Origin of the sequence: Streptomyces avicenniae, from assembly GCF_000719135.1 — a bacterium.
Lineage (GTDB): Bacteria > Actinomycetota > Actinomycetes > Streptomycetales > Streptomycetaceae > Streptomyces > Streptomyces avicenniae.
On record NZ_JOEK01000021.1, the window covers coordinates 25839 to 47857 of the forward strand.

Here is a 22019-nt window from a genome sequence, read left to right on the forward strand (position 1 = left end):
AGCGCCCAGGGGGACCGAGGAGAATGGTGTGATGAGCGAAGAGGCGATTCCGGTGCTCCGGATCAAGGACGCCGACGCGGCGGTCGGCTGGTACGGACGGCTCGGCTTCGAGAAGCGGTGGGAACACAGGTACGAGCCGGGTTTTCCGGCGTTCGTGGAGGTGGCGCGGGGCGAGGTGCGGCTGTTCCTGTCGGAGCACGAGGGGGACGCGCGTCCCGGCGCGCTGGTGTATCTGCGGGTGGAGGACGTGGACGCGGTCGCCGCGGTGTTCGGGGCGGAGGTGCGGACCGCCGCGTGGGCGCGGGAGGTCGAGCTGTCCGACCCCGACGGGAACCGGCTGCGGGTGGGCACGCCCACGGAGTGAGGGGCCCGTCCGTACGCGGGGCTCGTACGGGTGTGCGTTCTTCCGTGGGGGCGCCCGGGGCGTGAGGCTGGTGCCCGGTGCCGGACGGGACGAGCGGGGTGGGCGGGGTGGCGAGGCGGGCGCGGAAGCGGCGGAACAGGGTGTCCTTGTGGGCGGTCGTGGCGGTGGCGGCGCTGGCCCTGTGGCCGTGGGCGGGGACGCTGCTGCTGGGGGCGGCGGTCGTGGGCGTGGCGGGGGCCTGCGTGTGGTGGGGACTGCGGGTGCACCGGGCACTGCGCGAGCGGGACGCGCGGTGGCGTGCGCAGGACAGGTTGCTGGCCGCGAACAGGTCGCTCGCCGAGGTGGACGTCCTGGACGGGAACGCCTTCGAGCTGCTGGTCGCCGCGCTGCTGCGGCGTGACGGGTGCGCCGACGTGGTGAAGGTCGGCAGGACGGGGGACAACGGGCGGGACGTGACCGGGCGGCTGCCGGACGGGCGCAGCATGATCGTGCAGTGCAAGCGGTTCGGGCCGCGACGGTCGGTCGGGGTGCGGGACATGCGGGACCTGCTCGGGACGCGGACGCATTTCGCGGCGGACGTCGCGGTGTTCGTGACCACCACGCGTTTCACGCGGCAGGCGCTGGATCTGGCGGTCGCCAACGGCATCCTGGTCGTGCACCGGGACCTGCTCGCGTCCTGGCTGGCCGGCGCGTCCTTCGCCTCGGTGGCGGGGCTGGGCGGGCGGGGGCAGGGGGACGGGCGGCACCTCGCCCGGTGGCGGCGCGCGTACGGCGTCGCGGGTGTCCGGGCGAGGCGGGCGCGTCCGGTGGGGCGGCGCCGGGGCTGAGCGGGCGGGGTCAGCGGAAGGCGGCGGCGTTCTCGGTGGCCCACTGGGCGAACGGGCGGGCGGGCGTGCCGGTGACGCGCTCGACCGTGTCGTGCACGGCGCGGAGTTCGTCGGTGATGTCGCCGCCCGTCAGGTCGAGCATGGCGTGCGCGACGGCGTCCCCCACGGCCGCGGCGAGTTCCTCGTGCGCCTCCTTCCTGCTGACCACGGTGAGGGGCACCTCGCGGCCCAGTGCGGCGCCGAGCGCGGCGACCTGCTCCCTGGCGGTGACGGGCCCCGGGCCGGTGAGGGGGTACGTGCGGCCGTGGTGGTCGGGCCCGGTGAGTGCGGAGGCCGCGACGGCGGCGATGTCGGCGGGGTGGATCGTCGGCAGGCCGAGGTCGGGGTAGGGCAGGCGGACGGGCCGGTGTGCGCGGATGGCGTCCGACCAGAGGAGGGTGTTGGAGGCGAACTGGGTCGGCCGCAGCATCGTCCAGGCCATGCCGCTGGCGCGCAGGAGGTCTTCCGTGGCGAGGACCCGGGCCGCCGTGGGCAGGTGCGGGTGGGTGCGGACGGTGATGGAGGAGACGAGGACGACGTGCTCCACGCCCGCCCGGCGGGCGGCGGCGAGGACGGCCTCCTCGGGGCCTGTTCCGGCGAGGAGGAAGAGGGAGCGTGCTCCGGTGAGGGCCCGGTCGAGCGAGGCGGGATCGGCGAGGTCGCCCTCGACCGCCTCGACGCCGTCGGGGAACGAGGCGCGGGCGCGGTCGCGGGTGAGTGCCCGCAGGGGGCGGTCGGTGCCGGACGCGCGCAGGTACCGCAGCAGGGGCCGCCCTATGTTGCCGGTCGCGCCTGTCACGAGAATCATGGATGTGTTCTCCGGGTGTCGGGGGAACTTCGCCTGACACGCTAGGAGTTCAAGGCGGGTCGAGGTCAACCGTGGCGGGCGGCGGTCAACACGCGGCGTGTCCCGTGCGGGCGCCGCTCGTTGGCGACGGTGTGCGCCGCCTGCTCCCCGCTGTCGCGATCAGCGGACTCGTCCTCGTCGCCGCGTGCGACGGCCCGCCCCCCTCGGCCGATCCACCGGTGCCTGTACCGCAGGGCGGGCGGTCCGTGCCGTTGTCCCAGCGGCTCCCGGTCGAGGCGCTGACGCCGCCGTCGCCCGTGGAGGGCACGGTGCCGCCGCGTCCCGTGCCCTCGCCGCCGACCGTGCGCAGCGCGTCCGCGGCGCCTCCCGCACCGGTGGAGCGGGGGGAGCGCCGACGGAGCGCGGCGCCGCCGCGGCCCGCCCCGGCGCCGTCTCCCCCACCGCGGCGGGGCGCGGCCGACCCCGAGGCACTGTGCGACGCGGCCGGTTCGCTTCCCCGCACGGCGGACCTCGCGGACTGGTGCCGCGCCCTCATGCCGTGACGCCGGTGGTGAGCAGGACGGTGTTGGAGCGCGGCCCGTAGGTGAACGCGCGGACGCGGTAGGACGCGTGCTTCTCCTCGGGCAGGGTGATGATGCCGTAGGAGTTGACGTCGGGTTCGAGCAGGGCGACGGGGCCGAAGACGGAGCCCTCGCCCGGCAGGCGCGACTCCAGCAGGAAACCGGCCTCGTCGGCGGAGCGGTCGGTCCAGGTGAAGTGGATGCCGTTGGCGTGCATCACCTCGGCCTCCAGGGCGGCGGGCGCGGCGTCCTCGCCGGTGGCGAGCGGGCTGCCCGGGACCGTGGCGTCCTCCCGCGTGACCGGTGAGAGCCACGCGTGGTCGGTGTTCTCGTCCTCCGCGGTCAGCTCGCCCTCGGGGAGGTCCACCTCGACCGGTCCTGACGTGGGGCCGTCGAAGGCGCGCAGGCGGTAGAAGAACGGCGTCCCGGGGATCAGGTCGGGGTGCCGGAACTCGGTGACCTCGGGCGGCAGGTACTGGAGTGCGGTGTACTCGCCGTCCTCCTCGGTGGCGAACTCCAGCACGTATCCGGACGTCCCGGGGGCGCCGCCGTCCCAGGAGAGGTCGATGTCGGTGGGTGTGGTGAGCGTGGCGCGCAGGGTGGGCGCCCCTGGCTCCGGGCCGGGGCCGACGTCGGTGGCGGTGTCGCCCGCCCCGGCCGGGGAGGAGGTGACTCCCCGGCCGGTCGCGTCGTCGGACGAGGACCCCGAGCAGGCGGCCAGCGCCAGGACGAGCGCGAGCGGAGCGGCGGCGCGGCGTGCGTGGGTCACAGGTCCGCCCGTCACCGGCGCCAGAACTGGACGCCGCTCCACACCACGGTCGCCGGGCCGGCCCCGCTGTTGGTGCGGTAGGCACCGAACTTGTCGTAGAAGCTCCCGCCGGGGCTGCTGTAGGTGTGGACGAGGGAGCCGTTGATGTAGGTGCGGTGCTGACTGCCCACCTGGTGCACGGTGTTGACGCGGACGGTGGCGCCGACCGTGCCCGCGTTGGAGAGCGTGGTGCCGCCGTGCACGGCGTACAGACGGCCGCCCCGCTCGCCGGCCAGCATGAAGTACGGCCCCGAGCCGGACTCGTGGAACGTCTGCTTGAGGCTGATGCGGGTGCCGCTCATGCTGGCGATGCGGAAGTAGCCCTCGAACTGGCGGGTGCCGCCGGTGTAGGTGGCGTAGCGGCGTTCGGCGCGCTGGTCACCGCTCGCGGTGGAACAGGTGAGGCGGAAGGTCAGGTTGTCCACCTGGCCGCAGCCGCGCTCCTGGACGGTGAAGGTCGGCGAGATCGAGGTCCAGCCGCCGGGTTCCACCTCGGCCGACGCGGGGGCCGCCGCGAACAGCGCGGTGGCGAACGCCGCGGCGGTCACGGCGAGGGTCCGCAGACTTCTACGCATGGGTCACGTCCCTGTCACATGGGGGATCGGCCCGCCGGGGCCCGGCGGGCATGGCAGAGCGAGTGGAGAAGTGGTCCGGACCATAGGACTGGACCTATGGACCGTCAAGAGGGGCGGCACGGCGGCGGAGGGCGCCTCGAACGGGCCGTTGCGCAACACCGCAGGCAGACGTCCCGGCCGCCGTGGGCCGGGGGCCGGGCCCGCCGGTTCCGGTCCGCGACCGCCGGGGCCCCGGGCAGAATCCGAGGAGCCTTGCGGTTCTGGCGTGGACGCCGGACAAGGAACACTGGGGCGGATCGAGAACGGCGAGGGGTCGAGGCGAGGAGCGGTTCATGTCCGGTTCGGGGACGGGTCTGCCCCCGTCGATGCTTCTGGGGTCCGTCGTCCACGTCGTGCTCTCCTGGGACGAGGAGCCCGCCCTGGCGGCGCGCCGTCTGGACAGCCTGCTGCGGCAGGCGACACCGGCGGAGTTGGTGCGTCTGGAGGCGGACTACCGCGGCCGTCGCTACGGTCTCGGCTCTCTCGTGCACGGCCCCGGCCGGTACGCCGTGGCCCTGGCGGCGCTGAAGTCGTTCGACCGGTCCGGGTACGTCAGGGAGGCCGGTGTCGCCGAGCTGGCCGACTGCCCGGAGCCCTTCCCCGTCCCCTTCCTCCTGCTGCGGCTCAACGATCCGGTCGGGGAGGTGCGAAGCCTCGCGCAGGAGGCGCTGACCACACGGCTGGCGCCGGAGCACGTGGACCTGCTCGTCCGGGCGCTGCCCATGCTCGACAGGCTGAGCAGGCGCCGCAGGGCCGGTGGTCTCCTGGCCGTGGTGGAGGACCTTCTGCACCGCGACGGAGGGGAGGCGTTGTGGGAGGGCGCCCGGTCGAGCGATCCCCTGGTGCGGGCCTGCTCCCTGCGGTGGCTCGCCCGGATCGAGCCCGTCGCGTCCGTCAGGGCCGCCTTCGCGGCCAGGGATCCGGCCCTGTGGCGGTGGGCCGCGCGCGTGGCCACGTCGTCGCGGCTGACGGCGGCGCAGCAGAACGACCTCCTCCCGTGCCTGGAGGACAGCAGCAACCCCCGCATCCGCAGGCGCGCGCTCCGTGCACGGGCTCGTCAGCCGCAGGGCGAGCCGTACCTGCGACGGGCGATGCTCGATCGCGACGCGCGGGTCCGCTACGAGGCTCGCGCCGCCCTGTACGCGCGCGGCCACACGGGTCTCGCGCCGCAGGTGTACCGGGACGCCCTGGCGCCAGGTGACGTGCCGGAAGGGATCGTCATCGCCGCGCTGGGCGGGCTCGCCGACCTCGGAGGCGCGTGCGACGTGCCGCGGGTGCTGGACTTCCTCGGACACCGCAAGGCTCGCGTACGCGCCGAGGCGTGGCGCACCTTGAGTCTCCTGGACCCGCGCGAAGTGGACCGCAGGGTGGCCCAGTTGGCCGCCGACCCGAGCAGCAGGGTACGGCGGCACCTCGGGAACCGGGCCGCCCCGGGAGGCGAGGGACGTCCGGCCGCCGACACGTGAGGGGTGGCGGGGCCGGGGGACGTCCGCCGCGTCCTCGGGGCTCTCCGTTCAGGGGGCGGACCACTTCTGGGCGCTGTTGCCCGAGCACCAGGCGATCTGGAGGGGGGTGCCGTCGGTCGGGTCGGCATGCGCGACGTCGAGGCACTTGTCGGCGGCGACGTTGACGACGTCACCGGCGGCGCGTTCGATACGCCAGTGCTGGCGGGTGTCGGAGGGGTTGCAGGCGGCCAGGACCGCCCGGGTGCCGTCGGACGTCGCGCCGCCCGAGAGGGCCAGGCACTGCCCGGCGACGCGCAGCGTGCCGTCGGAGGCGACCAGCCAGCGCTGGTTCGCGGAGTCGGAGCAGGTGCCGAGCTGGCTGCCGGTGCCGGGGGACGTGGCGGGGACCTCGGCGCACTTGCCCGCGAGGCCGATGAGGTGGCCGGTGCTGCCGGTCACGGCGGGGGCGGCGGGCGGGGGTTCGGGATCGGCGCGTGGCTCGGGTTCTTCCGGCTGTTCCTCGGGCTCGTCGGCCGGGCGTTGCTCGCCGGGGTCCGCGCCGGTGCCGGTCCCGGCGTCGGGCTGTGCAGCGGGTGGGGCGGGGGCGCGGGGCGCCGGATCGGGCGCGCCGGGGTCGGGCGGCGCGGGTTCGTCCCGTTCCTCGGCAGGTTCCTCGGTGCGGTCGTCGGCGTCCTGGGACGCGTCGGGTGAGGCGGGAGGCGGCTGCTGCGGACCGGGCTCCTCGGCGCGCTCGCCCGGCGGGGCGGCGGCGGAGACGGGGGCAGCGTCGTCCGGGGCGAGGAGCCGGGCGGCGACGGTCCCGGTGCCCGCGACGGCGGCGGTGACGACGGCGGTGGCGCACAGGGTCGTCCAGACGCGGCGGCCGGGTGCGATGCCCCGGGAGGGGCGGGCTGGCTTGCGGGCGAACGTGGTGGCGAAACGTTCCTCGGACACCGGTCTCCTCTGCTCGCGGAGGGAGGGGGTGGGGTGTGCGAGGTAGAGGGTATGCGCTGCCGGGCCGTGAGGGAAAAGGGCGGGTGCCCGGCCGCTGGCGGCGGCCGGGCACCCGGGAGTGCGGGGATGGTGCGGTGCTGTGCGGTGCGTCAGGTGGGCAGGACCCAGCGCTGGTTGGCGGCGCCGAGGCAGTCCCACAGGTGGATCCTGGTGCCGTCGGCCGAGGAGACACCCTCGGCGTCGGCGCACCGGTTGCTCACCGGGTTCACCAGCATGCCGTCGGCACGAGGTGCCCACTGCTGGTCGGCCCCGCCGTCACAGGTGAACAGCTGGAGACGGGAACCGTTGCCCGTGCCCGCGGCCTGGGCGCACTTGCCGAGCGCGCGGACTGTGCCGTCGCCCGGGAGCGTCCATGTCTGGGCGCCCGTGCCGTTGCAGGTGTAGAGCTGGATCTGCGTGCCGTCGGCCGTGTTGGACGCGGCCACGTCCAGGCACTTCCCGCCGTAACCCGTGATCCGGCCCGTCCTCGGGTTCGGGTTCGGGCCCGGCCCGCCGTCGTCCAGGTTCTGGACGCGGACGTTGCGGAAGGACGCCGTGTCACCGGCTCCGTGGTTCTGGAGCCCGATGTGGCCCTGTTGGAGGCTGCGGGCGGGATCGGTGTTGGTGAAGTCGTTGATCAGCCTGCCGTTGAGGTAGACCCGGAGGCGTTCCCCCTCGACGCGGATCTCGTACGTGTTCCACTCGCCCGGTGGATTGAGCGCGGCGTCGCGGACGGCGAGGTTCGCCGACTGGAAGCCGTAGATCGCTCCGGTGGTGCGGTCCGGGCTGTCCGTCGCGTCGATCTGGATCTCGTAGCCGTTGTTGACGGCGGAGAACGGGTCCCCCGAGGGCGGGAAGCCCACGAACACACCGGAGTTGTCGTCACCGTCGAGACGCCAGTCGAGCTTCAGCGAGTAGTCCGTGTACTCCCTCGCCTGGTACCAGAGCAGGCCCATGCCGCCCTGGGACGTCAGCGTGCCGTTGCTCAGCGAGAAGGAGCCGGGACCGGCCTGCGACCAGCCCGCCGTGTTCGAGCCGTTGAAGATGCTGGTGTAGCCGGTCTCGGGACGGCAGTCGGCCTCCGTCACCTCGGCCGCCCAGCGGATGCCGCCCAGCAGGTGCCGCGTGAACGCGGCCTCGCTGTACGACTCGGCCGTGTGGCCGCCGCCGGTGTAGAACGCGCGACCGCCCTGGTAGTCCTTGCACCAGGCGATCGGGTGGTCGCCCGACATGTTGCCGCCGGTGTAACTCGACTCGTTGAGCGACGCGAGGACGTGCGCCGTGGTGCGGGGGTTGGTGCGGTAGTTGTACCACTCGTCGGTGCGCTGCCAGGTCGAGCCCAGGTGCGCCGTGGCGTCGTGGGCCCGGTCCTCGACGTTGACCGTCGCGGACTGGATGTGCGGGTGCGAGTGGAAGAGGGCACCGGCCAGCCCGTTGTACCAGGGCCAGTCGTACTCGGTGTCGGCCGCCGCGTGGACACCCACGTAGCCGCCGCCGTTGTTGATGTAGCCCTCGAACGCGGTCTGCTGGGCGCCGTTCAGGACGTCGCCCGTGGTGGAGAGGAAGACGACGACCTCGTACTGCGCGAGGTTGCCTCCCGTGAAGGCGTTCGCGTCCTCGGTCGCGGTCACGGAGAAGTTGTTCCCCGCGCCCAGCTGGCGGATGGCGGCGATGCCCTCGTCGATCGAGTCGTGCCGGAAACCGGCGGTCTTCGAGAAGACGAGCACGTCGTAGCGCGGGTCGTCGGGTGCGGCCGAGGCCGGACCCGCCGCGAGGGCGGGCAGGGCGGCGGCGCACAGCAGGGCTCCGACCGCCATACGGGCGAAGCGGGTCAGGCGTCCGGTCATGAGGGGAGCACCCATCTCTGGTTGGCGGCGCCGAGGCAGTCCCACAGGTGGATACGCGTGCCGTCGGCCGAGGACACGCCCTCGGCGTCCGCGCACTTGTTGCTCACCGGGTTCACCAGCGTGCCGTCAGGGCGCGGCGACCACTGCTGGTCCGCCCCGCCGTCACAGGTGAACAGCTGGAGCCGTGAGCCGTTGCCGGTACCGGCGGCCTGGGCGCACTTGCCGAGCGCGCGGACCGTGCCGTCGCCGGGCAGCGACCAGGTCTGGGCGCCGGTGCCGTTGCAGGTGTAGAGCTGGATCTGCGTGCCGTCGGCCGTGTTGGACGCCGCGACGTCCAGGCACTTGCCGCCGTAGCCGGTGATCGGGCCCGTCCTCGGGTTCGGGTTCGGGTTGCTGCCGCCGGTCGTCAGGGTGAAGTCGTCCACGTCGAACAGCGCGGCGCCACCGGTGGGTCCGGTGAAGCGGAGGTAGAGCGTGGTCGTCCCTGCGGGTGCGCCGGAGATGCCGGTGGTGACGTTCTGGTACGTCTCCCAGCCGCCGGTCACCGGGACGTTGACCGAGCCGAGGAGGGTGCCCGTGGGCGAACCGGCCCGGATCTGGATGGCGCCGCCCGCGCCGCCGGAGGCCACGCGCGCGGTGAACTGCGTGACGTTCGAGAGCAGGTAGGGCTGGAACGCGATCCAGTCGCCGTTGTCGATGTACCCGGCCGTGCGACCGCCGTGGGCGTTCGCGTGCGTGGCGATCTCGACGCCGCTCTGGCTGGAGAAGTGCTCGGCCTGCCGCTGGCGCGTCTGGACCTGGGCCTGGTCGTGCGAGGTGAGGCCGCCGCCGTCCGTGTACTCGGCGTCGAAGACACCGAAGATGTTGGCGTTCGGGTCGTGTTCGCCGTCCGCGAGCGTCTGGAGCGTGCCCGAGCAGCCGGTGGCCGAGGTCTGCGGGTGGCCGTGGCTGTCGTGGCCGAGGATGAAGTTGACCGTGACCTCGGAGCAGTCGATCTGCCCGTCCTCGGGGTCGGTGACCGTCACCCGGAAGGGCACGGCGTCACCGAAGTCCACGAGCGTTCCGTCGGCCGGTAGTTCGAGGCGTACCGTCGGCGCCGTGTTGCCGACCGAGATCTGGACCGAGGCGCTGCCGGTGGCACCGGACGGGTCGCGGACGGTCAGGGTCGCGGTGTAGGTGCCGTTCTGGGTGTACGTCTTGGTCGGGTTGGCGGCCGTCGATGTGGTGCCGTCACCGAAGTTCCAGGAGTAGGTGATCGGGTCGCCGTCGGGATCGCTGCTGCCGCTTGAGGAGAACTGCACGGCCAGTGGTGCGGGGCCCGAGGTGCGGTTGGCCGACGCCTGGGCGACCGGCGAGCGTCCTCCGGTGACGTTCTCGATGCGGTACAGACCGCTGTTCTCGTCGCCGTTGAACCAGCTCGTCCCGTAGTCGAGGACGTACAGCGCGCCGTCGGGTCCGAAGGCGGCGTCCATGATCTGGGTGCCGGTCCAGGGGAACTGGTTGATCGCGCCCGCCGTGCCGTTGGCGTTCACGTCGATGTTCCTGATCCAGCGGCGGCCGAACTCCAGCGCGAAGAAGTCGCCGTCGAACTCCTGGGGGAACTTCACGGACGACTGGAGGTTCGGGTCGTAGTTGTAGACGGGCCCGGCCATCGGCGACTCGGAGCCACCGCCGAACTCGGGGACGGAGTTGCCGTCGTAGGGGATCCACGCCGGGCGCACCGGGGGCAGCGTCGTCTGGCCGGTGTTGTTCGGCGAGTTGTTCACGGGAGCCGCGCAGTTGAAGGCGCCGCCCGACGTGTTGGTGGCGAAGTTGAAGTCCACGTACGGCTGGTTGTTGCCCACGCAGTAGGGCCAGCCGTAGTTCCCCGCGCTGGGGATGCGGTTGAACTCCACCAGACCGGCCGGGCCGCGGCCGGGCGAGGCGGTGCCGGCGTCCGGGCCGTAGTCGCCGACGTAGACGACGCCGGTCCGCTTGTCCACGCTGATGCGGAACGGGTTCCGGAAGCCCATCGCGTAGATCTCGGGCCGGGTGTTCGGCGTGCCGGGGGCGAAGAGGTTGCCTGACGGGATCGAGTAGGTGCCGTCGGCGTTGACCTTGATGCGCAGGACCTTGCCGCGCAGGTCGTTGGTGTTGCCCGAGGAGCGCTGGGCGTCGAACGCGGGGTTGCGGTTCGTGCGCTCGTCGAGGGGCGAGTACCCGTCCGAGGCGAACGGGTTCGTGTCGTCGCCGGTGGACAGGTACAGGTTGCCCTGGGCGTCGAAGTCGATGTCGCCGCCGACGTGGCAGCACTGGCCGCGGTTCGCCGCGACGTCGAGGACGCGGACCTCGCTGGCGAGGTTCAGCGTGTTGTTGGCGTTGAGCGTGAAGCGGGAGAGGCGGTTGACGCCGTTGAACGGCGCGAAGGCCGCCGCGTTGCCCTCGCTCGGCGCGTCCCCTGCCGGGGTGTTGAGCGGCGGGGCGTAGTAGAGGTAGATGTGGCGGTTGGTGGCGAAGCCGGGGTCCACGCCGACGCCTTGGAGCCCTTCCTCGTCATGGCTGTAGACGGGGATCGTGCCCGCGACGCTGGTGTTGCCCGCGGCGTCGGTGATCCGCAGGGTGCCGTTGCGCGCGGTGTGCAGCACCGAGCGGTTGGGCAGCACCGCGAGCGACATCGGCTCGCCGGTCTCGGCGGCTCCTCTGGCGAGCGCCACCTGCTGGAACTCGGCCGCCGCCTCGATGGGCGCGGCGGGGGCCGGGTCGGCGGTGGCGGGGGACGGGGCGATGACGGTCAGGGCGCCCGCCATGGCGAGCACCGATCCCGTCAACGCGGCGAAGAATGTTCTGAATCTCCTGTGCACGTGCGTCCTCCGTGGCACAACGGGGGGCAGATGAAAGAGCAGTCGCACAGGCGCGCGCCGTCGCGCCGGGGCATGCGGGACCGTGGGACGGGAGGGGTGGCTCCGCAGGCCAGAGGTGGTGTGGCACCGGCAGACAAGACCGGGGCCCACAGGGAAGGTAACGACTCACGGGGTCGCTGAACAGCCCTCTCGCACACCTGAATCCGCGCCGTCGCGCGGCGGCCCGGAACCGGTACCGCCGCCCCGGCGGGGCGGGCGGGCGGTGACGCTGCGCGGGGGCGGCGTCACCGAGGGCCCGCGCAGGGCGGGTGTGGGGCCGGTGGAGAATCCGTGGACTTCCGTGGTGGCACAGGCGTCCGATTCCGTGGTCGCATTCCGTCGCTTTGTTGCCGTGCATTGCGACCGCGTGGCAGGTTCGTGGATTCTGGCCGTTTTCCTTCACCGTGTCACGGCGCCCTGCCTAGGCTCCGGGAGAGCAGGGCAGAGAAAGGTGCGGCCATGACGGTCACGGATGAATTCCTGGAACACAACGCCTCCTACGCGGCGGCTTTCGAAGGGCCGCTCCCGCTGCCGCCCGCGCGGCACGTCGCCGTCGTGGCCTGCATGGACGCGCGGCTGAACCCGTACGGCGTCCTCGGCCTGAACGAGGGTGACGCGCATGTCGTGCGGAATGCCGGCGGGGTGGTGACCGACGATGTGATCCGTTCACTGGCGATCAGCCAACGGCTCCTCGGAACACGGGAGATCGTGCTCATCCATCACACCGACTGCGGGATGGTGACTTTCGCCGACGACGCGTTCAAACAGCAGATCGAGAACGAGACCGGGCTGCGTCCGCCGTGGGCGGCCGAGGCTTTTCCCGACGCGGAGGAGGACGTGCGGCAGTCGCTGCGGCGTATCGCCGCCAGTCCTTTCGTGCCGCACAAGGAGTCGGTGCGCGGTTTCGTCCTCGACGTGGCCACGGGGCGGCTCGGCGAGGTCGTCTGACCCTCGGCCCCGCCGCCCGTCCCGCTCCCCCTCCGCACACCCGCACACCCGCACACCCGCACACCGAGATTCCCGAGGATTCCGCATGAGCCAGCCAGAAGCCGTGACCGGCGGACACACCCCGCAGGACGCCGACCGGCCCGAGCCGTCGGCCGCGTGGTCGTTCGAGACCCGCCAGATCCACGCCGGGGCCGCGCCCGACCCGGCCACCGGCGCCCGCGCGGTGCCGATCTACCAGACGACGTCCTTCGCGTTCCGCGACACCCAGCACGCCGCCGACCTGTTCTCGCTGGCCGAGCCGGGCAACATCTACACCCGCATCCACAACCCGACGCAGGACGTGCTGGAGCAGCGGATCGCCGCGCTGGAGGGCGGCGTCGCGGCGGTGGCGGTCGCCTCGGGGCAGGCCGCGGAGACGCTGGCCGTCCTGACGCTGGCCTCGGCGGGCGACCACGTGGTGTCGAGCGCGTCGCTGTACGGCGGCACGTACAACCTCTTCCGGCACACGCTGCCCCGCTTCGGGATCGAGGTGTCCTTCGTCGAGGACCCGGACGACACGGAGGCGTGGCGCGCGGCCGTGCGGCCGAACACCAAGGCGTTCTTCGCCGAGACGCTGGGCAACCCGCGCGGCAACGTGCTGGACGTCGCCGCCGTCGCCGCGGCGGCGCACGACGCGGGCGTGCCGCTGATCGTGGACAACACGGTGCCGACGCCCTACCTGCTGCGGCCCCTGGACCACGGCGCGGACGTGGTGGTGCACTCCGCGACGAAGTTCCTGGGCGGGCACGGCACGACGATCGGCGGCGTCGTCGTGGACGGCGGCACGTTCGACTTCGGTGCGCACGCCGAGCGGTTCCCCGACTTCAACGAGCCCGACCCGAGCTACCACGGGCTGCGCTACTGGCCGGCGCTCGGCCCGAGCGCGTACGCCGTGAAGCTGCGCGTGCAGCTGCTGCGCGACCTCGGCCCGGCGATCGCGCCGCACTCGGCGTTCCTGCTGCTCCAGGGCGTGGAGACGCTGAGCCTGCGCGTCGAGCGGCACTCGTCCAACGCGCTGGCCCTGGCGACGTGGCTGGAGCAGCGCGACGAGGTGGCGGCCGTGCACTACCCGGGGCTCGCGTCGAGCCGCTGGCACGCGGCGGCGGAGCGGTACCTGCCGCGCGGCGCGGGCGCGGTCGTCGCGTTCGAGCTGCGTGACGGGGTGGAGGCGGGCAGGCGGTTCGTGGACGGCGTCGGCCTGTTCAGCCACCTGGCGAACATCGGCGACGTCCGCAGCCTCATCATCCACCCCGCGTCCACGACGCACAGCCAGCTGGACGAGGAGCAGCTGGCCGCCACGGGGACGTCCCCCGGTCTCGTCCGGCTGTCCGTCGGCCTGGAGCACGTGGACGACCTCGTCGCGGATCTGGAGAGCGGCTTCCGCGCGGCGAAGGGCGCGTCCTGAACACGGCGGCAGACACCGCCCTCCCGCCGGCCACCGGGGCCTGGCGGGAGGGCGACCCGGCGGGCGCGCGCCGCTTCGCGCGGCTCGGCGGGGGCCCGCTGCGCCCGGAGCGGGGCGGGGAGCTGCCGTCCGTCACCGTCGCGTACGAGACGTGGGGCCGCCGCGCGCCCGACGGGTCGAACGCGGTGCTCGTCCTCCACGCCCTGACGGGCGACAGCCACGCCGCAGGGGCCGCGGGACCTGGCCATCCGACGCCGGGCTGGTGGGACGCGCTGATCGGTCCGGGGCGCCCCCTGGACACGGACCGCTGGTTCGTCGTGGCGCCGAACGTGCTGGGCGGCTGCCAGGGCACGACGGGCCCTGCGTCGGCCGGGCCAGGCGGGCGGGCATGGGGCGGCGCGTTCCCGCTGCTCACGCCACGGGACCAGGTGGCGGCCGAGGCGCGCCTCGCCGACGCCCTGGGCATCGGGCGGTGGGCCGCCGTGATCGGCGGCTCGATGGGCGGGATGCGGGCGCTGGAATGGGCGGTCACCCACCCCGCGCGCGTCGGTTCGCTGCTGCTCCTGGCCTGCACGGCCGCCGCGTCCGCCGAGCAGATCGCCTGGTCGGACGCGCAGGTCCGGGCGATACGCGGCGACCCGTCCTGGCACGGCGGGCACTACCACGACGCGCCCCCCGGCGGCGGCCCGCACACGGGCCTCGGCCTGGCGCGGCGCATCGCGCACATCACCTACCGCAGCGAGCCCGAGCTGGCCGCCCGCTTCGGGCGCGCGGGGCACGACGGGCGCTTCGACGTGCAGGGCTATCTGGACCATCACGCCGACAAGCTGGTGCGCCGCTTCGACGCGGCGAGCTACGTCGTGCTCAGCGACGCGATGAACGCGCACGACGTGGGACGCGAGCGCGGGGGCGTCGCGGCGGCGCTGCGCGGGGTGCGGGCGGACACGCTCGTGGCGGGCGTGGACTCCGACCGGCTCTACCCGCTCGCGCAGCAGGCCGAGCTGGCGCGGGGCATCGCGGGGGCCGACCGGCTGCGGGTCATCGAGTCGGCACGTGGGCACGACGGGTTCCTCGCCGAGACGGAGCAGGTCGGGGCTCTGGTGCGCGAGCTGCTGGCGTGAGCCGGGCGCCCGGGGGCGCGGCGCGGACGGCGGCGCTCGGGCTGCCGGCCACCGGCGGCGCGGCTAGCGTCGGGGTACCGCGCCGGAGCACGGCCCGCGGCCGTGGGCGCGAGGGCATCCGGCGGGTGGCGAAGGGACGGACCCGTGAGCGAACGCCGTGACGACTGGCCGACCCCCGCGCAGGGGCTCGTGCTGACGCATTTCCTGACGGTGCGGGACGTGGCGGTCTCGCGGCGCTTCTACGCCGATGTCCTCGGCGGCCAGGTGGTGCTTGAGGAGAACCCCTGCATCGTCAAGGTCGCGGGGAGCTGGATCATCATGAACCCGGGCGGCGGGCCCACGCCCGACAAGCCCGGGATCACGCTGCGGGCGCCCGAGCCCGGCGACCCCGTCTCCTCGTTCCTCAACGTGCGGGTCGCGGACATCGCCGCGTTCCACGCGCACGCCGTGGCGCACGGCGCGGAGTTCGTGACCGAGCCGCTGGACCGGAAGGCCGAGATCCGTTGCTACTTCCGTGACCCGGACGGCTATCTGGTCGAGGTGGGCCAGGCCACCGGGATGCTGGAAGGCGTGTTCGCCGACACGCCGGGACGGTCGGGCTGACGCGGGGGTCAGCGCAGCGTGATGACGTTCCCGGTGATCAACTCGGCCTCGTCTGAGGCGAGATGAGCGATGGTCCTGGCCACCTGCTCGGGGCTCGCGACGTGGAAGAGCGTCGGGCTCTCCTCGACGAAGCGGCGCACCTCGTCCGTCACCCAGCCGGTGTCGGTGACGGGCGGGTGCACGACGTTCGCGGTGATGCCGAGTGCGGCCAGTTCGGCGGCGGCCGACAGCGTGTAGTGGGTCTGGGCGGCCTTCGCGGCGCCGTAGGACACCTCGCCCGGGAAGCCGAGTTCTGCGCCGGACGTCAGCCCGATGACGCGGCCCCAGTCCGCGCCGCGCGCGCGGTGGCGCCTGGCCAGTTCGCCGATGAGCAGGGCGGGGGCCAGCGCGTCCACGGCGAACTGCTGCCGGAACGTCTCGGGGCTGACGGGGCGCAGGGGGCGGCCGAAGCGGTCGGCGGGTTCGGGGGTGAAGGTGTCCTGCACCCAGCCGGAGGCGTTGTTGACGAGGATGTCCACGGGGCCGAGACGGGCCTCGGCATGGTCGAAGAGCGCGGCGGGGGCGGTGGGGTCGGAGAGGTCGGCCGCGTAGGCGTCCGCCCGGCCGCCCGCGCGGCGGATCTCCTCGGCGACGTCCTCGCCCGTGGGGGCGCCGTCCGCGGCGTCCGCCGTGCGGGGGTCCAGGTAGGCGCACAGGACGGCGGCGCCGCGTGCGGCGAGTTCGCGCGCCGTCGCGGCGCCGATGCCCTGGTTGGCTCCGGTCACGAGTGCGACGTGGGGTGTCGGGCTGGTCTTCGGCATGGGCTCACGCTTTCATACGGCGCTGACACCGGTCGTCCCGATTCCGGTGCGGGGGCGGATGGGCCGTGGGCGGGCGCGCTGTGCATGATGAGCGGCGTGGAGATACGGCTGTTGGGCACGGGGTCGGCCGACGGCTGGCCCAATCCCTGGTGCGTGTGCCGCTCGTGCGTCTGGGCGCGGGAGACGCCGGGGGCGGAGCGGGCGCAGACGAGCGTGCTGGTGGACGGCACCCTGCTGATCGACACGGGCGGCGTGCGGCGCGCGGGGGTGCCGCTGCACGGCGTGCGGACCGTCCTGTTCACGCACGCGCACCCCGATCACGCCGATCCGCAGCCGCTGTTGTGGCGGCAGTACGCGGAGGCGCGGCGGGGCGCGGAGGCGCCGCTTGAGGTGGCGGGGCCGCCTGCCGCCCTCGACCTGTGCCGCGACTGGGTCGCGCCCGGATCGCCCGTCACGTGGACGCCGCTGCTGGCGGGCGACCGCGTGCGCCTGGCCAGCGGCCACCGGGTGCGGGCGCTGGCCGCCGACCACTGGCGGGACGACCCGTACGTCGGCCCGGCGTTGCTGTACGCGGTGGACGACCGACTGCTGGCCGCCTGGGACACGGGGCCGCGGCTGCCCGCGGTGGAGCATCCGGCGTACGACTTCGTGCTGCTGGACTGCAACGACGGGACGCGGCCCGGCACGGGCCAGCACCACGACCTCGCGTCGTTCGCGCGGACCGTCGCCGCGCTCCGGGAGCGGGGCGCGATCGGCGGGCGGACGCGGGTGGTGGCCGTGGCGCTCGGCTGCGGCAACCCGCCGGGGCCGGAACTGGACGCGATCCTGGGCGAGGTGGGGGCGACGGCGCCGTTCGACGGGACGGTGCTCACCTCCTGGGAGGGGTGAGCACCGTCCGGCCCGTGCGTCAGCCGAGGAGGTCGGGGCGCTTCCACTCCTCGCCGAGGACGTGCTGGGCGAGGAACGCGAAGACCGTCTGGTACCAGAGCGTCGCGTGGTTGGGCGTCAGGATCCAGTGGTTCTCGTCCGGGTAGTAGAGGAACTTGTGCGGGCTGGTGCCGTCCGCGCGGCCGTCCTTGGCCTGGAGGTCGGCCCACAGGCGGAAGCCCTCGCCGACCGGCACGCGGTAGTCCTTGTCGCCGTGGATGACGAGGACGGGGGTGTCGATCCGGTCGGCCGAGTGGTGCGGCGAGTACGTGTCCACCATCTCGGGCGTGAACTCCTGCGCGAAGGCGTAGGCGTAGTCGCTGACCCGGATCGAGTGCTCGAACGTCCACAGGGACGCGTGGGTGACGATCGCGTCGAAGCGGTCGGTGTGCCCGGCGATCCAGTTGGCCATGTAGCCGCCGTAGGAGCCGCCCATCGCGGCGGTGCGGTCGGCGTCGATGTCGGGGCGGCGTACGGCCTCGTCGGTGATGTCCATCAGGTCGGTGTAGGGCGTGCCGCCCCACTGGCCCCAGCCGCGGCGGATGAAGTCCTGGCCGTAGCCGGTGGACAGCGCGGGGTCGGGCTGGAGGACGGCGTAGCCGCGCGCGACCGCGAGCCACTGGTTCCAGCGCCAGGACCAGGCGTTGGTCGAGCCGAGGGGGCCGCCGTGGATCCACAGCAGGAGCGGGGCGGGCCGCTCGGCGGAGGCGCCGTCGGGCAGGGAGAGCCAGGCGCGCACCTCGGTGCCGTCCTCGGTGGTGGTGGTCACCTCGGTGAGGCGGCCTGGCAGTGTTGCCGGACGGCCGAGCGCCTCGGCGGGGCCCGGCAGCGGCTGGAACGGGCCGGGCGCGTCGAGCGGCACCCGTACCGGGGCGGGCGGGGCGTCCATCGCGGCGCGGACGGCGTAGACCCAGCGGCCGTCGGGCGAGACGTGCGGGTCGGTGTAGGCGCCGTCGTCGGGCGTCAGGCGGGTCGCCTCGCCTGACGCGGCGTCCACGCGCCACAGGGGGGAACGGCCGTGGTCGTCGGCCGACAGGACGAGGGCGGTGCCGTCCGGCGTCCAGGCGGGGGTGTGCGGCCAGCGGTCCCAGTCCTTGGCGATGTGGCGCACCGGGCCACCGTCCAGCGGCACGATCGCGAGCCACTGGTCCACGGCGACCTCGGGGTCGAGGCGGCTGCCCACGACGACGGCGACGCGCGTGCCGTCCGGCGAGAAGCGGGGGGAGGTGACCTCGATCGCCGGGTCGTCGAGGAGCGTCCTGCGCTCGCCGGTCGCGACATCGACGGCGACCAGGGTGAGGCGCTGGAGGCCGCCTTCCTCGGGGACCATCCAGGCGGCGGCGACCGTGCTGCCGTCGGGGGACAGGTCCCAGCCGCCGTCGTCGTGGAGGGCGGGGCCGACGTGGCCCGTGAGGTCCCTCGGGGTGACGGGGTCCGTCTCGCTGTCGCCCGGGAGCGCGACGGCGAGGAGGCGGGTGGTCGCGGGGCCGAGGTCGTGGTCCCAGAGCCGCACCTGCGTCGTCTCGTGCAGGATGGCGGTGACCTTACTCTTCTTCCTGGCCTCGCGGAGCGTCGCGTCGTGGTCCGGGTCGGTCGCGGAGGGCAGCAGGTCGGAGGCGAGGACGACGGTGCCGTCCGTGCCGACGTGCGGGGCGTTCACGCCGCCGGCGAGGGCGGCGACGCGGCGGGGGTCGCCTCCGGCCGCGGGCTGCGCCCACAGCGCGGGCGCGTCCTGCGGGTCGGAGTCGCCGGGCGCGGGGCGGGCGGAGACGAACAGCAGGTCGCCCGAGGGGGTGAAGGCGGGCGACGAGACGGCCTTGTCGCCGCGGGTGAGGCGGCGGGCGGGGCGCTGCCCTTCCGGGTCGATCTCCCACAGGGCCTGCACGAACCGGGCGCGCTCGGTGTCCAGGGTGGCGGCGGAGAGGACGAGCCGCGCGCCGTCCGGTGAGAGTGCGAGGCCGCCGACACGGGGCAGATCCGCGTAGGCGTCGAAGTCGTGGAAGGGGGTGCCGGATTCGGGTTCCTGACCAGCGCTTTTCGTCATCCTGTCTTCCTATCATCCCGGACGGAGGGGTCTCCATACCGTTCGGGTGTCCGGTTCCGGTGTCCTGTTCGGGTGCATGCGGCGGGCGGGGCGCCGGGGGCCCGTACCATGGGCGGGCCGAAGTCCCCGGCGCGGTGGGCCGCCCCTGGCGCCGGGCACGCGGCGGCTGGCGCGGCACGTCGCACGGCGGGCGCCCCGTACGGGACATGCGGGGGTGACGCCGGACGTCGCCGCCCGCCGTCACGCGCCGCCGCGGTGGACGTCGGGTCAGGCACAGCCCCACGGGATCCGCGCGCGGGCGCGGGTCGGCCGCACCGGAGAGGAACGAGACGAGACGTGCAGCCCCCACGGACACCGCCCGACGTGCTGGCCCGGATGGACCGCCTGCTCGGGGAGCCTCCGGTGCGGAGCGGGGCCGTGTGGCGGCTCGCGGAGCGCGACCGTCAACTGGACGCCAACGTGATCCGGCTCGCGCCGGGCGCTGAGGTCGCCCCGCACGTCGAACCCGACCTGGACGTGCTGCTGTACGTCGTCGGCGGCGGCGGACGGCTGCGGACCGACGCCGGGACCGTGGACCTGTCGCCCGGCAGCATCGTCGGGCTCCCCCGGGGCACGAGCCGCGCGCTGTCCGCGGGCGTCGAGGGCATGGCCCATCTGACCGTGCACCGCAGGCGGCCGGGCCTGCGCATCGGGCAGGCGCCCGCGCCGACGGGGAGCGGGGCGGCGCCGGAGACGGCCTGCCGGGCGTGCGGACGGCGCGCCACGGAGACGGACGCGCGCTTCTGCGCGCGCTGCGGCGCGGAGTTGCCGACGGGCTGAGGCGCCTGCCGCCTCCCGTCAGCCGGACGCGCCGCCGCCCTCGCGCCGCAGGACGGCCAGCAGCCGCTGCTCCGCCGCGTCGAGGTGGACGCGCATCGCGCGCGCGGCGGCCGGTCCGTCACCGGCGGCGATGGCGGTCAGCACGCCCTCGTGCTCGGTGTAGGTCTGCTCCTGGCCGCCGACGCGCAGTTGGAGGCGGTAGACGTGCGTGTGGGGCTGGAGGCGGGTCAGGGTCTCGCGGAGCATGCCGTTGCCACTGGCCGCCGCGACGCGGTCGTGGAACCCGGCGTCGCACAGCGCGAAGTCGCGGTAGTGCACGTACCGTTCGCCGTCGAAGGGTTCGCGGGCGCCCTGCCACAGGTCGCGGAGGGCGGCGAGGTCGGCGTCGTCCCGGTGCATCGCGGCGGCCGACGCGGCGGGCTCCTCCAGGTAGCGGCGCAGGTCGAACAGCTCGGCGACGCCGCGCGCGCCGAGCAGCGGCGTCGCGGTGAACCCGGCGAGCGCGCGCTTGGTGACGAGCCCCTCGCTCTCCAGCCGGGACAGCGCCTCGCGCACGGGCGTGGGGGACACGTCGAGACGGCGCGCGACCTCGTCGATGTTGACCCGCTCCCCCGGCGGCAGGACCTGGTCCATGAGGAGTGAGCGGATCGCCTCGTAGGTGTGCTCGGCGAGGACGCGCCGCCGGGGCATCGCGCCCGAGGCACGCGCCCAGGGGTCGTCCGTCGCCTCGGCCTGCGGCGCCATCGGCTTCTCCTTCACCGGTCGGGAGGGGGGGCGGTCGGGGGTCCAGGGTGGGGCACGGACCGCCCGCCGGACGAATCCTATAGGATTTTTCCGATCGGCTCGGCGAGCGGGTCGTCCGAGCGAGAACCAGCGAGAGGGAACCGCCATGCGCATCGAGTCCGTGCGGACCGTCGTCACCAGTCCTGGACGCAACTTCGTGACGCTGAGGATCACCACGTCGGACGGGATCACCGGCCTGGGCGACGCGACGCTCAACGGGCGGGAACTGGCCGTCGCCGCCTACCTGACCGAGCACGTGGAGCCGCTGCTGGTCGGACGCGACGCCGGGCGCGTCGAGGACACCTGGCAGTACCTCTACCGGGGCGCCTACTGGCGGCGCGGCCCCGTGACGATGGCCGCCCTCGCCGCCGTGGACACCGCGCTGTGGGACATCAAGGCCCAGGCCGCCGGGATGCCGCTCTACGAGCTCCTCGGCGGCGCGTCACGCCGGGGCGCCCTGGCCTACGGCCACGCGTCGGGGCGGGACGTCCCCGAACTCCTCGACTCGATCCGCGCGCACCTCGACGCGGGCTACCGCGCCATCCGCGTGCAGACCGGCATCCCGGGCCTCGACTCGGTCTACGGCGTCGCCGCCTCGGCCGCCGGGGGCGGCGACCGGTACGACTACGAGCCCGCGCGGCGTACGGCGCTGCCGGTCGAGGAGACGTGGGACACCCGCGCCTACCTGCGGCACGTCCCGACCGTGTTCGAGGCGGTGCGGGCCGAGTTCGGCCCCGAGCTGCCGTTGCTGCACGACGGGCACCACCGCATGACGCCGATCCAGGCGGCGAAGCTCGGGAAGTCCCTTGAGCCCTACGACCTGTTCTGGCTTGAGGACGCGACGCCGGGCGAGGATCCGACCGCGCTGCGGCTGATACGGCAGCACACGACCACGCCCCTGGCCATCGGCGAGGTCTTCAACTCGGTCCACGACTACACGCCGCTGCTCCAGGAGCGGCTGATCGACTACGTGCGTTCGGCCGTCACGCACACCGGCGGCGTCACGGCGATGAAGAAGCTGCTCGACCTCGCGGCGGTGTACGGCGTCAAGTCCGGCATGCACGGGCCGACCGACATCTCGCCGGTCGGGCAGGCAGCCGCGCTCCATCTCGACCTGGCGATCCACAACTTCGGCATCCAGGAGTACATGCGCCACTCCCCCGACACCCTGGACGTCTTCCGGACGTCGTACACGTTCGCGGACGGCCTCCTGCACCCGTCGGACGCCCCGGGGCTCGGCGTGACGCTGGACGAGGAGGCCGCCGCGCGCTTCCCGTACGCACCGGCGTACCTCCCCGTCAACCGGCTCACGGACGGCACCGTCCACGACTGGTGAGGCTGCGGCC

19 protein-coding genes are annotated in these 22019 nt (G+C 74.0%); 10 read left to right on the plus strand and 9 right to left on the minus strand.

Annotation, left to right across the window (positions count from 1 at the left end; translation table 11 throughout):
• Positions 1 to 31 precede the first annotated feature (31 nt).
• The gene (locus tag IF27_RS29005) at positions 32 to 364 is read left to right on the plus strand and encodes a glyoxalase superfamily protein (protein WP_052852850.1); all 333 of its coding nucleotides are present in this window, start codon (positions 32 to 34) and stop codon (positions 362 to 364) included.
• Between the two features lie 140 nt (positions 365 to 504).
• Positions 505 to 1191, plus strand: a complete 687-nt coding sequence (locus tag IF27_RS29010; protein ID WP_223291253.1) for a restriction endonuclease — start codon at positions 505 to 507, stop codon at positions 1189 to 1191.
• Positions 1192 to 1201: 10 nt separating this feature from the next.
• Here the strand turns inward: IF27_RS29010 and IF27_RS29015 are convergent, their stop codons facing one another.
• The 3 genes from IF27_RS29015 to IF27_RS29030 all read right to left on the minus strand — a co-directional run bounded on the left by IF27_RS29015 (position 1202) and on the right by IF27_RS29030 (position 3981).
• Positions 1202 to 2038, minus strand: a complete 837-nt coding sequence (locus IF27_RS29015) for an SDR family oxidoreductase (RefSeq protein ID WP_052852852.1) — start codon at positions 2036 to 2038, stop codon at positions 1202 to 1204.
• 531 nt (positions 2039 to 2569) lie between these two features.
• The gene (locus IF27_RS29025) at positions 2570 to 3367 is read right to left on the minus strand and encodes a fibronectin type III domain-containing protein (protein ID WP_110946357.1); all 798 of its coding nucleotides are present in this window, start codon (positions 3365 to 3367) and stop codon (positions 2570 to 2572) included.
• Between the two features lie 11 nt (positions 3368 to 3378).
• A complete protein-coding gene (locus IF27_RS29030) occupies positions 3379 to 3981 on the minus strand; it encodes a hypothetical protein (protein WP_052852854.1) in 603 nt (200 codons plus the stop codon).
• A gap of 332 nt (positions 3982 to 4313) precedes the next feature.
• Here IF27_RS29030 and IF27_RS29035 point away from each other — a divergent pair, with 332 nt between their 5' ends.
• On the plus strand, positions 4314 to 5486 hold the full coding sequence (locus IF27_RS29035) for a hypothetical protein (RefSeq protein ID WP_052852855.1): 1173 nt from the start codon (positions 4314 to 4316) through the stop codon (positions 5484 to 5486).
• Between the two features lie 48 nt (positions 5487 to 5534).
• Here IF27_RS29035 and IF27_RS31895 read toward each other — a convergent pair whose 3' ends face one another.
• The 3 genes from IF27_RS31895 to IF27_RS29050 all read right to left on the minus strand — a co-directional run bounded on the left by IF27_RS31895 (position 5535) and on the right by IF27_RS29050 (position 11145).
• On the minus strand, positions 5535 to 6419 hold the full coding sequence (locus tag IF27_RS31895) for an RICIN domain-containing protein (RefSeq protein WP_052852856.1): 885 nt from the start codon (positions 6417 to 6419) through the stop codon (positions 5535 to 5537).
• A 149-nt stretch (positions 6420 to 6568) separates the two neighbouring features.
• Positions 6569 to 8305 (minus strand): ThuA domain-containing protein, encoded by a 1737-nt coding sequence (locus IF27_RS29045; protein ID WP_052852857.1) that lies wholly within the window; start codon positions 8303 to 8305, stop codon positions 6569 to 6571.
• Positions 8302 to 11145, minus strand: a complete 2844-nt coding sequence (locus tag IF27_RS29050) for a PQQ-dependent sugar dehydrogenase (RefSeq protein ID WP_052852858.1) — start codon at positions 11143 to 11145, stop codon at positions 8302 to 8304. The genes IF27_RS29045 and IF27_RS29050 overlap by 4 nt, the downstream gene beginning before the upstream one ends.
• 498 nt (positions 11146 to 11643) lie before the next feature.
• On the opposite strand from IF27_RS29050, the gene IF27_RS29055 reads away from it, so the two are divergent.
• From IF27_RS29055 to IF27_RS29070, 4 genes are all read left to right on the plus strand, one after another.
• Positions 11644 to 12132, plus strand: coding sequence for a beta-class carbonic anhydrase (locus tag IF27_RS29055; RefSeq protein WP_052852859.1), 489 nt, complete (start codon positions 11644 to 11646; stop codon positions 12130 to 12132).
• A gap of 85 nt (positions 12133 to 12217) precedes the next feature.
• On the plus strand, positions 12218 to 13576 hold the full coding sequence (locus IF27_RS29060) for a bifunctional o-acetylhomoserine/o-acetylserine sulfhydrylase (protein ID WP_110946359.1): 1359 nt from the start codon (positions 12218 to 12220) through the stop codon (positions 13574 to 13576).
• Positions 13573 to 14697, plus strand: coding sequence for a homoserine O-acetyltransferase MetX (metX, locus tag IF27_RS29065; protein ID WP_110946360.1), 1125 nt, complete (start codon positions 13573 to 13575; stop codon positions 14695 to 14697). Before IF27_RS29060 ends, metX begins: the two co-directional genes overlap by 4 nt.
• 144 nt (positions 14698 to 14841) lie before the next feature.
• Complete coding sequence (locus tag IF27_RS29070) at positions 14842 to 15300, plus strand: VOC family protein (protein ID WP_052852862.1); 459 nt, start codon at positions 14842 to 14844, stop codon at positions 15298 to 15300.
• Between the two features lie 8 nt (positions 15301 to 15308).
• Here the strand turns inward: IF27_RS29070 and IF27_RS29075 are convergent, their stop codons facing one another.
• Complete coding sequence (locus tag IF27_RS29075; RefSeq protein WP_052852863.1) at positions 15309 to 16100, minus strand: SDR family NAD(P)-dependent oxidoreductase; 792 nt, start codon at positions 16098 to 16100, stop codon at positions 15309 to 15311.
• 96 nt (positions 16101 to 16196) lie between these two features.
• Between IF27_RS29075 and IF27_RS29080 the strand changes: the two genes are divergently transcribed.
• Positions 16197 to 16988, plus strand: coding sequence for an MBL fold metallo-hydrolase (locus IF27_RS29080; protein WP_052852864.1), 792 nt, complete (start codon positions 16197 to 16199; stop codon positions 16986 to 16988).
• Positions 16989 to 17007: 19 nt separating this feature from the next.
• Here the strand turns inward: IF27_RS29080 and IF27_RS29085 are convergent, their stop codons facing one another.
• Positions 17008 to 19071, minus strand: coding sequence for a S9 family peptidase (locus IF27_RS29085; protein WP_052852865.1), 2064 nt, complete (start codon positions 19069 to 19071; stop codon positions 17008 to 17010).
• 336 nt (positions 19072 to 19407) lie between these two features.
• Here IF27_RS29085 and IF27_RS29090 point away from each other — a divergent pair, with 336 nt between their 5' ends.
• On the plus strand, positions 19408 to 19890 hold the full coding sequence (locus IF27_RS29090; RefSeq protein WP_223291254.1) for a cupin domain-containing protein: 483 nt from the start codon (positions 19408 to 19410) through the stop codon (positions 19888 to 19890).
• Between the two features lie 18 nt (positions 19891 to 19908).
• On the opposite strand, the gene IF27_RS29095 is transcribed toward IF27_RS29090, so the two are convergent.
• Positions 19909 to 20634: a GntR family transcriptional regulator gene (locus IF27_RS29095; protein ID WP_052852866.1), complete on the minus strand. Its 726-nt coding sequence runs from the start codon at positions 20632 to 20634 to the stop codon at positions 19909 to 19911.
• 145 nt (positions 20635 to 20779) lie between these two features.
• Between IF27_RS29095 and manD the strand changes: the two genes are divergently transcribed.
• Entirely contained in the window at positions 20780 to 22009 is a 1230-nt protein-coding gene (manD, locus tag IF27_RS29100; RefSeq protein WP_052852867.1) for a D-mannonate dehydratase ManD, read from the plus strand.
• Positions 22010 to 22019 lie beyond the last annotated feature (10 nt).